The organism is Veillonellales bacterium (assembly GCA_039680175.1).
GTDB lineage: Bacteria > Bacillota > Negativicutes > JAAYSF01 > JAAYSF01 > JBDKTO01.
Genome location: JBDKTO010000005.1, coordinates 22,829 through 34,406 on the forward strand (window position 1 = coordinate 22,829; position 11,578 = coordinate 34,406).

Annotated in this window: 9 protein-coding genes; all 9 read left to right on the forward strand. The window is 49.8% G+C overall.

Annotated elements, in window-relative coordinates; genetic code table 11:
* Positions 1–12 precede the first annotated feature (12 nt).
* Positions 13–1,203 carry an acetylornithine transaminase gene (locus tag ABFC84_00840; protein MEN6411290.1) on the forward strand — a complete coding sequence of 397 codons (1,191 nt, stop codon included), beginning with the start codon at positions 13–15 and terminating at the stop codon, positions 1,201–1,203.
* Positions 1,204–1,264: 61 nt separating this feature from the next.
* Entirely contained in the window at positions 1,265–2,197 is a 933-nt protein-coding gene (argF, locus tag ABFC84_00845) for an ornithine carbamoyltransferase (protein MEN6411291.1), read from the forward strand.
* A gap of 117 nt (positions 2,198–2,314) precedes the next feature.
* The gene (locus tag ABFC84_00850) at positions 2,315–3,523 is read left to right on the forward strand and encodes an argininosuccinate synthase (GenBank protein MEN6411292.1); all 1,209 of its coding nucleotides are present in this window, start codon (positions 2,315–2,317) and stop codon (positions 3,521–3,523) included.
* A 2-nt stretch (positions 3,524–3,525) separates the two neighbouring features.
* A complete protein-coding gene (argH, locus tag ABFC84_00855) occupies positions 3,526–4,932 on the forward strand; it encodes an argininosuccinate lyase (GenBank protein ID MEN6411293.1) in 1,407 nt (468 codons plus the stop codon).
* Between the two features lie 120 nt (positions 4,933–5,052).
* Positions 5,053–5,871 carry a diadenylate cyclase CdaA gene (gene cdaA, locus ABFC84_00860; protein MEN6411294.1) on the forward strand — a complete coding sequence of 273 codons (819 nt, stop codon included), beginning with the start codon at positions 5,053–5,055 and terminating at the stop codon, positions 5,869–5,871.
* 23 nt (positions 5,872–5,894) lie between these two features.
* Complete coding sequence (locus ABFC84_00865) at positions 5,895–6,788, forward strand: CdaR family protein (protein ID MEN6411295.1); 894 nt, start codon at positions 5,895–5,897, stop codon at positions 6,786–6,788.
* A gap of 26 nt (positions 6,789–6,814) precedes the next feature.
* A complete protein-coding gene (locus tag ABFC84_00870) occupies positions 6,815–8,410 on the forward strand; it encodes an FAD-dependent protein (GenBank protein ID MEN6411296.1) in 1,596 nt (531 codons plus the stop codon).
* A gap of 37 nt (positions 8,411–8,447) precedes the next feature.
* Entirely contained in the window at positions 8,448–9,794 is a 1,347-nt protein-coding gene (gene glmM, locus ABFC84_00875; protein MEN6411297.1) for a phosphoglucosamine mutase, read from the forward strand.
* Positions 9,795–10,116: 322 nt separating this feature from the next.
* Positions 10,117–11,578 (forward strand): glutamine--fructose-6-phosphate transaminase (isomerizing) (glmS, locus tag ABFC84_00880; GenBank protein MEN6411298.1); only part of this gene is annotated, 1,462 nt, incomplete at its 3' end.

Below are 11,578 nucleotides of genomic sequence, written 5' to 3' on the forward strand. Positions count from 1 at the left end.
GGGGACGTTAAATTGGAGAAACAACAAGTGATGGAACTTGACCGGCAGTATTATATGCCGGTGTTTGCCCGTTATCCCATTGTACTGTCCCATGGCGAGGGACCCTATGTTTATGATAACGAGGGTAAAAAATATTTGGATTTTCTCGGCGGTATTGCCGTAAACGTACTGGGACACGGTCATCCCAAGCTGGTGGCGGCCATTGCCAGGCAGGCCGGCAGAATGATTCATTGCTCCAACTTATATTATACGGAAGAACAAGCCACCCTGGCGAAAACCTTAGCCGGCCTCAGCGGCATGGATCGGGTGTTTCTTGGCAACAGCGGCGCTGAAGCGAATGAAGGTGCGCTTAAGTTGGCCCGCAAATACGGCAAAACCATTGATGCGGGGAAAGTGGAGATTATTACCGCCGATCATTGCTTTCACGGACGGACGCTGGCGACATTAACGGCGACAGCTCAGCCCAAATATCAGCATGGCTATGAACCGCTGCCTCAAGGATTTCGTTATGTTCCTTACAATGATCTGGCAGCGCTGGAAGCAGCTATGTCAAAAAAGACGTGTGCGGTACTGCTGGAACCTATTCAGGGCGAGGGAGGCATTAATGTTCCTGACGACGGCTATTTGCCGGGGGTGCGGAAATTATGCGATCAGTACGGCGCGCTGCTGATCTTCGACGAGATTCAAAGCGGCATGGGGCGTACCGGAAAGCTATTCGCTTTTCAGAACTTCGACGTGATGCCGGACATTGTTACGATGGCAAAAGGGCTGGGCGGCGGTGTTCCCATTGGCGCCTTTTTGGCAAAAGAGAAGGTCGCTCAGGCCTTTAAGTCCGGCGATCATGGCACAACCTTTGGCGGCAATCCGCTGGCCTGTGCGGCGGCCAACGCGGTACTGGCGGTTATGGCGGACGAAAAGCTGCTGGATAATGCCAATAAAATGGGTGCTTACATGATCAGTGAATTGAAAAAGCTGCAGCAAAAGTATCCGGCCATTATCAGTGAGGTTCGCGGCAAAGGCTTGTTGATTGGCGCACAACTGGCCCTGCCGGGCCGGGAGATTGTCGAGCAGTGTTTGACAAAAGGAATTATTATCAATTGTACGGCAGGCAGTGTTCTCCGGTTTGTCCCGCCGTTAAATATTACAGAGCAGCACATTGATCAGGTCATTGCTACCATGGATCAAGTACTTAGCGGACAATAAGCTGCCGATGTGTACGCGGTGCAGGTAAGCGTGATATAATTGTAAAATGGGGGACATACCAATGAGTATGAAAGGAAAAGATTTATTATCGATTCATGATTTATCAATTGCGGAAGTGGACGAAATTCTGGATATGGCCCAAACTCTTAAGGCCAGACAGAAACAAGGCAAGAAACATAAACTGTTAAAAGGCAAAACCCTGGGGATGATCTTTCAGAAATCGTCCACCCGGACGCGGGTATCTTTTGAAGTCGGTATGTATCAATTGGGCGGTTCGGCTCTATTCTTAAGCTCCCATGATCTGCAGATCGGACGGGGTGAACCTGTAAAAGACACGGCGCGGGTATTGTCCCGCTATGTTGACGGGATTATGATTCGTACCTTTTCCCATGATGAGGTCAAAGAACTAGCCGAATATGCAACCGTTCCGGTAATCAATGCCCTGACAGATTTATTGCATCCCTGTCAGGCTTTAACCGATATTTTTACGGCGAGGGAATACAAGGGCGACCTGAAAGGCCGGAAAATGGCTTTTATCGGCGACGGCAACAATATGGTTCATGCCTTGATGCATGCCTGTGCCAAGGTCGGTATGGATATTGCCGTGGCGACACCGGCGAATTACACGCCAAACGAGATGATCGTGGCGGAAGCGCGGGAAGATGCCAAGCTAACCGGCAGCAAAATCATTTTAGGTAATGATCCCCTGGAAGCGGCAAAAGACGCGGATGTGCTGTATACCGATGTCTGGGCCAGTATGGGTCAGGAAGCAGAGCAGGCAGCCAGAATGAAAGCTTTTACCAATTTCCAAATAAACGACCAAACCATGTCAGTGGCTCAGAAAGATGCCATTGTACTCCACTGCCTGCCTGCTCACCGGGGCGAGGAAATCACCGATGAGGTGATAGAAGGTCCCCAGTCGGCGGTTTTCGACGAAGCGGAAAATCGGCTTCACGTACAAAAGGCAATCATGGCTCTGTTAATGGGAGAGTAGAGAAGCTATGAGCTGTTGGCTGTGAGCTATGGGCTGAAAACCAACAGCCCAAAGCCCAAAGCGAATAGCTCATAGCCAACAACCATGAGCCATCTATTTACAAGGAGGAGTTTGAAAATGAGTGACGTTAAAAAAGTAGTATTAGCTTATTCCGGTGGTCTGGATACCTCAGTTATTATTCCGTGGCTGAAAGAAAATTATGACTGCGAAGTTATTGCCATGTGCGCCGATATCGGTCAAGGCGACGAACTGGCTCCGGTCAGGGAAAAGGCGCTCAAATCCGGTGCCAGCAAAGTGTATATTGAGGATTTAACCAAAGAATTCGTGGAAGATTACATATGGCCGACACTGAAAGCCGGTGCAATTTATGAAGGCAAGTATCTGCTGGGGACTTCTTTTGCCCGTCCGCTCATTGCCAAGGCACTTGTAAGAATTGCCGAACTGGAAGGTGCGGATGCTATTTCTCATGGCGCTACCGGTAAAGGCAACGACCAGGTACGGTTTGAACTGACAGTTAAGGCTTTGGCACCGCAGCTGAAAATTATTGCCCCCTGGCGGCTGTGGGATATCCGCTCCCGGGAAGATGCCATTGATTATGCGGCAAAACACAACATTCCGGTACCGGTAACCAAAAAGCGCCCTTACAGCATGGATCGGAATATTTGGCATCTGAGCCATGAAGGCGCCGACCTGGAAAATCCCTGGAATGAACCGAAAGACGACGTCTTTATGGTTACCACTACTCCGGAAAAAGCACCGGACAAAGCTGCTTATGTTGAGATTTCCTTCGAAAAAGGCATTCCGGTAGCGGTTGACGGAGAAAAACTGGATGCTGTTGCTCTGCTGGAAAAATTAAATAAATTAGGTACCGCCAATGGTATCGGCATCACCGACATCGTGGAAAATCGTTTGGTAGGGATGAAATCCCGCGGTGTGTATGAAAATCCCGGCGGATCAATTTTGTATTACGCTCACCGGGAACTGGAATATTTGACCCTTGACCGGGCTACCCTGCATTATAAAGAACAAGTCGCTGTGCGTTATGGTGAATTGGTTTATGACGGAATGTGGTTTGCTCAGTTGAAAGAGGCTCTGGATGCTTTCGTCAATTCCACCCAGGAGACTGTAACCGGTGTCGTACGGTTAAAATTATATAAAGGCAATATTATCAGTGCCGGTTCCAAGTCGCCATACTCTCTGTATCATGAAGGTTTTGTAACGTTCAGCCGGGATGAAGTGTACAATCAGGCCGATGCGGAAGGCTTTATCAACTTGTTTGGTTTGCCCCTGAAAGTTCGGGCGTTAATGCAAAAGGGAGCGAAATAGCAATGAGTATGTGGGGCGGTAGATTTACCAAAAGCACCGATGTAATGGTGGAGGAATTTACCTCCTCCATTTCTTTTGACAGCCGCATGTACAAAGAAGATATTGCCGGCAGCACGGCTCATGCCCGGATGCTGGCTAAATGCGGCATTTTAAGTGCGGCGGAAGCCAAAGTTATCGTCGACGGCCTGCAGTCCATTCTCGCTGATATCGAAGCCGGGAATTTTGATTTCCAGATTTCTCTGGAAGACGTTCATATGAATATTGAAAAGCGGCTGACGGAGCGCATTGGTCCTGTCGGCGGCAAACTCCATACCGCTCGCAGCCGGAACGATCAGGTTGCACTCGATACTCACATGTATCTGCGTAAGGAAATTACGGCTATTGCCAAACTGCTGATTGATTTGCAGCAATCAATCATGGACGTAGCCCAAAAATATCCTCATGCCATCATGCCGGGCTATACTCATTTGCAGCGGGCTCAGCCTATTTTATTCTCCCACCACCTCATGGCTTATTTCTATATGCTGGCCCGGGATTTTTCCCGGCTGGAAGGCGTGCGGGAACGAACGGATATTATGCCTTTGGGGGCGGGAGCTCTGGCGGGGACCACATTCCCCATTGACCGGCACTTTGTCGCCGAGCAGCTCCAGTTTGCCCGGGTCTATGAAAACAGCCTTGATGCCGTCAGCGACCGGGATTATATTCTTGAATTCCTTTCCTTTGCGTCCATTTTGATGATGCATTTAAGCCGTATCAGTGAGGAGATTATTTTCTGGTCTTCGGCTGAGTTCAACTTTATTGAACTGGATGACGCTCACTGCACCGGTTCCAGCATTATGCCTCAGAAAAAAAATCCCGATGTCGCCGAACTGGTTCGCGGTAAAACCGGCAGAGTATTTGGTCATCTTATGGCTATGCTGACAGTGGCGAAAGGACTGCCTCTGGCTTATAATAAAGACTTACAGGAAGATAAAGAAGGTTTGTTTGATACCATTGACACGGTTAAGTTCAGCTTGACCGTATATGCGTCGATGCTGCGGGCCATGAAAGTCAATCAGGCGCGGATGGGCGAGACGGTGCGCCATGATTTCTCCAACGCAACCGATATGGCCGATTATTTGGTGAAAAAGGGCTTGCCTTTCCGCCAGGCCCATGAAGTGGTTGGCAAATGCGTACGTTATTGTATCGATCAGCATAAATGGCTGATGGATTTATCGCTGAAGGAATACAAACAATTTTCTCCCCTCTTTGAGGCGGATATTCTGGAAGCGATCAAAATCGAGACCTGCGTTGAGGCGCGAAACTCGTATGGCGGAACTTCACCCGCTCAGGTAGCACAATCGCTGACAACTGCCGGTAAAATTCTGTCCAAAGAAGAAAGTGCTCTTGCCACGTATACAAAAGATTGATTTAAAATGTTTCTCACATATGTGAGAGACATTTTTTTATAACTTAATAATAATTAAAGGTTTTCCCTGATATTGGGTAGAATAGATAAATGTAATACTATGAGCTGAGGAGTTTATTTGATGCTGTTACAAATCCAAGGAATTCTTTCAACAGTCGGAATGTTGGATGTTGTGGATATTCTTATCGTGGCTTTCGTTGTATATAAAACCTATTTTATGATCCGGGACACTCGGGCATTAGCGCTGGTAAAGGGACTGATTATTCTGCTCGTATTTACCTTAGCCAGTAAGTGGCTGGGGTTAAACGTCATTAACTGGCTGCTGCAGAAGACCATGACTGTAGTTTTGGTTGCCTTGCCGGTGGTCTTTCAGCCGGAGCTTCGCCGGGCGCTGGAACAGCTGGGACGAGGCCATTTGTTCGGTAAAAACGTGTTTTTAAATGAAGAAGAGACGGCAAATCTGCTTGACGAAATTGCCAAGGCCGTAGCGGTACTATCGCAGAACAAAATCGGCGCTTTGATTGTTCTGGAGCGGGAAACAGGCTTACAGGATTATATCGAAACAGGGATAAAAGTGGACGGCTTTGTATCCAGTGAATTTTTGATTAATATTTTTATCCCCAATACGCCGCTGCATGACGGGGCGGCCATTCTCAGGGGCAACCGGTTAAGCGCGGCGGGTTGTCTTTTACCGCTGACAGAGGATCGCAGACTGAATAAAGAATTGGGCACACGCCATCGGGCGGCCATCGGCATTACCGAACAGAGCGACGCCGTGGTAGTGGTGGTCAGTGAAGAAACCGGTATCCTTTCCATTGCCCGGGGCGGACAATTGCAGCGCTATTTGGATGCCGCTTCTTTAAAGGACGAACTGCGTCCCCTGTTTGCCGGCAAACATTCTGCGCTGGCAGACTTGCGTAATTGGAGGAAATCGCAATAATGGACAGATTCCCCAAAAAAAATATGACCGCCAAAATACTGGCTGTCATATTTGCCACTATGTTATGGCTGTATGTAATGAACGAGCAAAATCCACCGGTAGAAGTCAGCTTTCAGGCCCCGCTGGAAGTTCGCAATTTGGCGGGAAGTCTGATTGTCACTGATGTGCCTGATATTGTCCGGGTTAAAGTGCGGGGACCCCGCAGCGCGATTGCCGCGATTACAGCGCAGGATATTAAGTGCTACATTGATTTAAAGGGATTGGAAGAAGGTCAGCATTCCGTTAAGATACATACCTCTATTCCGGCCAGTCTGGAAGTAGTGGAGGTGATGCCGGATAAGGTACGGCTGGTGATTGATTCCATCATTAGCCGACAGCTGCCGGTTGATGTCAATTTGAAAGGGACGCCGCTGTCTGGTGCTGCCATTGGTAAAGTGCTGCCAAGTGTGGCGCAGGTCAAGGTTGTCGGCACCCGGAGTGTGATGGATGCTGCGGAAAAAGTAGTGGCTCAGGTGGATGTAAGCGGCCGCAGCGCCGATTTTACCGTAGAAGCGCCATTAATTGCCGTTGACCATGAAGGAAAAGCAGTGGAAGGATTGACTCTCTATCCGGCTACTATTAATGTAAGCCTGACGATTAGCAATCTCAGCCGGAAAACAGTTCCGGTAAAAGCAGTACTGGCGAATGAACTGGCTAAAGGGTTGATACTCCAGAGCATTACCGCTGAGCCGGATAAAGTGGAATTATTAGGCGACGGACAATTGCTGGAAAAGGTGGATGCGATATTGACCGAACCGATCAATTTAACTGAAATTAATAAAAGTATGGATAAAGAGGTCAAACTGCAGCTCAGGGAAGGCATAACCGTGCAAAAAAATACGGTATTGGTGCACATTACCGTAGAGAAGAAACTGTGACATGAAGGCAAAGGAGCGATAAACTGTTGTTGCGCGTAACAAATCTTCGGGTTGCTTTGGATCATGATGCCTCACTGAAAAAAATAGCCGCCAAGCGTCTGCAAATACCACTTCAAGCTGTGCTTGAGGTGGTTATTGTGCGTAAAGCCCTTGACGCCCGGCGAAAATATAATATAAACTTTGTATATTCCCTGGATGTTCGCACTAGTTTACCTGAAGGACAAACTATAAGTAAATTCCGGAATGACCGGGATGTTGCTTTAGTACCCGACCTGAAGCCGCAGCCGATTATCCCCGGCTGCAAGCCTTTGGATTCCCAGCCGGTTGTAGTAGGACTGGGACCGGCCGGCATGTTTGCCGCCCTTATGCTGGCCAAACAGGGGTATCACCCTCTGGTTTTGGAGCGGGGGCGGGATGTGGATTGCCGTACCCGGGCGGTGGCTGACTTTTGGCGCAGCGGAAATTTTGACGCAGCTACCAATGTGCAATTTGGCGAAGGCGGTGCCGGTACCTTTTCCGACGGTAAGCTGACCACCAGAGTACAGGACCCCCGCATGGGAGAAGTGCTGGATATACTGGTGGAAGCCGGTGCTCCACCGGAGATCCGCTATGAGCATAAGCCCCATATCGGTACGGATAAATTGCGGACCGTGGTAAAGAATATCAGAAATCGCATTCTCGCTTTAGGCGGGCAGGTGGAGTTTGAAGCCAGAGTGACGGATGTGAAGATAAAAGACGGCAGCCTGCAGGGATTGGTGATCAATGAAAATCGTTATATTCCCTGTCAGGCCGCTTTATTCGGCATTGGCCACAGCGCTCGGGATACCTATGGAATGCTGTACCGGCGGGGGGTAGCCATGGAAGCGAAGCCTTTCGCCGTCGGGGTGCGGATTGAGCATCCCCAGGAACTGATTGACAAGGCGCAGTATGGGCCATCTGCCGGTCATAAAAAACTGGGGAGGGCTGATTATGCCCTCGTTTATCATGACAAAGCGAGCGGCCGTACCGCCTATTCCTTCTGCATGTGTCCGGGCGGTTTGGTGGTAGCCGCCGCCTCCGAAGCAGGCGGCGTGGCCACCAATGGAATGAGCTTGTACGACAGGGCTTCCGGTATCGCCAACAGCGCCCTGGTAGTCAATGTGAATCCGGCGGACTGCGGCCGGGATGTATTGAGCGGTATTGATTTTCAGCGGCAGTACGAACAGCTGGCCTACCAATACGGGGGATCAAACTATTATGCTCCGGTGCAAACGGTAGGCGACTTTTTAGCCGGTACTTCCGGCAGCAAAGATTTTCTCACTCCACCCAGCTATCAACCGGGCTTTACAGCGGTGGACCTGCATCATTGCCTGCCTTCTTTCGTTACCGGCGCGCTAGCCGCTGCCCTGCATGATTTTGACCGGAAAATTAAAGGCTTTAGTCATAAACAGGCGGTCATGACCGGAGTGGAAACCAGGACATCGGCTCCGGTGCGGTTGGTACGCACGGAACGGTATTTGTCCGTCAATACTGCCGGCTTTTATCCCATCGGCGAGGGAGCCGGGTATGCCGGCGGCATCATGAGCGCCGCCCTTGACGGACTGAATGCTGCAATTGCAATTATTACTGAATATAAGCCATAGATCATTTCAGGAGAAAGAGAAGGGAGAACAAAACCATATGGCAAGACTTTTTGGAACAGATGGAGTAAGAGGAGTAGCGAATAAAGATCTCACGCCGGAACTGGCTTTTAAATTAGGCTGGGCCGCGACTACCTATTTTGGCGAAGAAGTTCATTCTCAGCCGGTGATTCTCATTGGCCGGGATACCCGCATTTCAGGGTTAATGCTGGAAGCCGCTCTTGCCGCCGGTATCTGTGCGGCAGGGGGAAAAGCTATTGTCGCAGGAGTTGTGCCGACTCCGGCGATTGCCTATTTAACCCGCAAGCGCAAGGCCCAGGCTGGGGCGGTTATTTCCGCATCCCATAACCCCTTTCCCGATAACGGTATCAAATTTTTTGCCGGCACCGGGTATAAGCTGCCTGACGCCGTAGAGGACAAGCTGGAAGAATTGGTAGGCAGAACGGAAGAAGATCAAAAAAACCGGCCAATAGGCGATAAGGTTGGTATTGTAGCGTACCATCATGATTTAATTAAAGAGTATATTGACTATGTTGCCAGTACGGCCAAAGCAGAGTTCCAGGGACTGAAAGTGGTTGTCGACTGTGCAAACGGCGCTGCTTTTGAGGCAGCTCCCGTATTACTGAAACGCTTAGGCGCCGAGGTTGTCGTCATTAATAATAAACCCACCGGCACCAATATCAATGACGGCTGCGGCTCAACTCATTTGGAACAGCTGCAGCAAGCAGTTACAACCCATAAAGCCGACCTGGGCATCGCCCATGACGGCGACGCCGACCGCTGCCTGGCTGTAGATGAACAGGGAAATGTGGTTGACGGTGATCAGATCATGGTGATCTGCGCCCTAGAACTGATGCGGCAGCAGAAATTGAAGGATAATAAGCTGGTAGCAACCGTAATGAGCAACATCGGGCTGCACCAGGCCATCAAAAAAGCCGGCGGGACAGTAGCAGTCACACCGGTCGGCGATCGCTACGTGTTGGAAACAATGCTGGAAAAAGGCTATGTATTAGGCGGAGAACAGTCCGGACATATCATCTTTAGCGATTTCAGTACCACCGGCGACGGACTCATCACTGCCCTGCAGCTGCTTACCGCTCTTCGCCACAGCGGCAAAAAACTGTCCGAACTGGCCGGCTTAATGACCCGGTTTCCCCAGCTATTGGTCAATGTGCGGGTCAAATCGAAAGCAGGCTGGGAGGATAACCCGACAATAAAGGCTGCCATTCAGGCCGGCGAAACCGAGTTGGGCGAAGAGGGGCGCATTTTGGTTCGCCCTTCCGGTACCGAGCCCTTAATCCGGGTGATGGCGGAAGGCTTCAGCCTGCCGGATTTGGAGCGGATTGTGAATGGGATTGCGGCGGTCATTAAAAAAGAACAATCCTAGTTGACCGGGAAAGAATAATGTATTAGAATGAGAGAGCAAGGGAGCACAACAGTGCTCCTTTATTCATATAGTAAGATATTGGCAGGAGGTGAGATGATGAGGCAGGCATAGAAAATGGAATTCAGCCGAAAATAACGAGAAAAGCGCTGGTGCTTGTTTGTTGTCAGACAAGCAGACGAGGCAGGGGTTTATCGAATTGTCAGCGGGTGCCCCTCGGCTGGTGCGGCCGTGAGAACGTCGACAAAACCATAAGGCGACTTATGGGACAAAACGGCGGAGCAATTGATTTATTATTTTGTAAAAATTAGGAGGAATTTACCCTATGTGTGGTATCGTTGGTTATATCGGTCCGGAACAGGCCGCTCCTTTTTTGCTTGAAGGCTTAACGAAACTGGAATACCGCGGTTATGACTCTGCCGGTATTGCTGTATTTGATGGAAATAAAATCAATGTGGAAAAAAGCGTGGGACGGCTTGACGTTCTCCAAAAGAAAATTGAGCAGCATATGCCTCAGGGCCATATCGGTATCGGTCATACCCGCTGGGCGACGCACGGACGCCCTTCGGACGTCAATTCTCATCCCCATACCGACTGCAGCGGCAAATTTGTTGTCGTGCATAACGGAATCATTGAGAACTATCTGCATATCAAGGAAAAATTAATTGCCAAAGGTCATGTGTTTACGTCCGAAACCGATACGGAAGTTGTGGCTCACATGATGGAAGAGTACTATGACGGCGACTTTGAGGCAGCAGTAAAAAAAGTCCTGGCCGAAATTGAAGGTTCTTATTCCCTTGTTTTTATGACCGAATACGAACCGGATAAAATCATTTGCTCCAAACAAGACAATCCCCTGGTTATCGGACTGGGCGAGGGAGAAAATTTTATCGCCTCCGATATCCCGGCTATCATTAACCGTACCCGCAAAACCTACATTTTAAGCGACGGTGAAATGGCAATTGTGACCAAGGATTCCGTCTGGGTGATGAATCGCAAGGGAGTACCCATTACAAAAAAAATATTCGAAGTGCGCTGGGATGCTGAGGCAGCGGAAAAAGGCGGCTACGAGCATTTTATGATCAAAGAAATCTATGAGCAGCCGAAAGCCATCCGGGAAACCATGACCAGCCGGCTGGCGAAAGATAACCGTCATATCATTTTTGACGAACTGAAGTGGACGAAAGAAGACGTTGCTTCCATTAAAAAGATTGTTATCGTTGCCTGCGGTACGGCTTATCATGCCGGTATTGTCGGCAAATATTATCTGGAGCAGCTGGCTCGTATTCCGGTAGAAGTGGATATCGCTTCCGAATTCCGCTATCGGTCGCCGCTGATTGACGATCGGACCTTAGCCATCGTAATCAGCCAGTCCGGCGAGACCAGCGACACCCTGGCGGCCCTGAAAGAAGCCAAGCGGCTAGGCGCCAGAACGCTGGCTGTTACCAATGTGGTTGGCTCCTCCATTGCCAGGGAAGCCGATCAGGTCATTTATACCTGGGCCGGCCCGGAGATTGCCGTAGCTTCTACCAAAGCCTACACCACCCAGCTGGCCAGCATGTGCATGCTGGCTGCCTACATCGCCGATCTTCGGGACGCTATCGCCCCGGAGCGCCTGGAAACCCTCATTCAAGGCTTGCGGGAACTGCCGGCTCAAGCCCATGAAATGCTGGAAGATGTGGAACCGATAAAAACCTTTGCCCAGCAATACGGCTTTAACGAAGACGTATTCTTTATCGGCCGTTCCTTAGACTATGCCGTGGCGCTGGAAGGTTCCCTGAAATTAA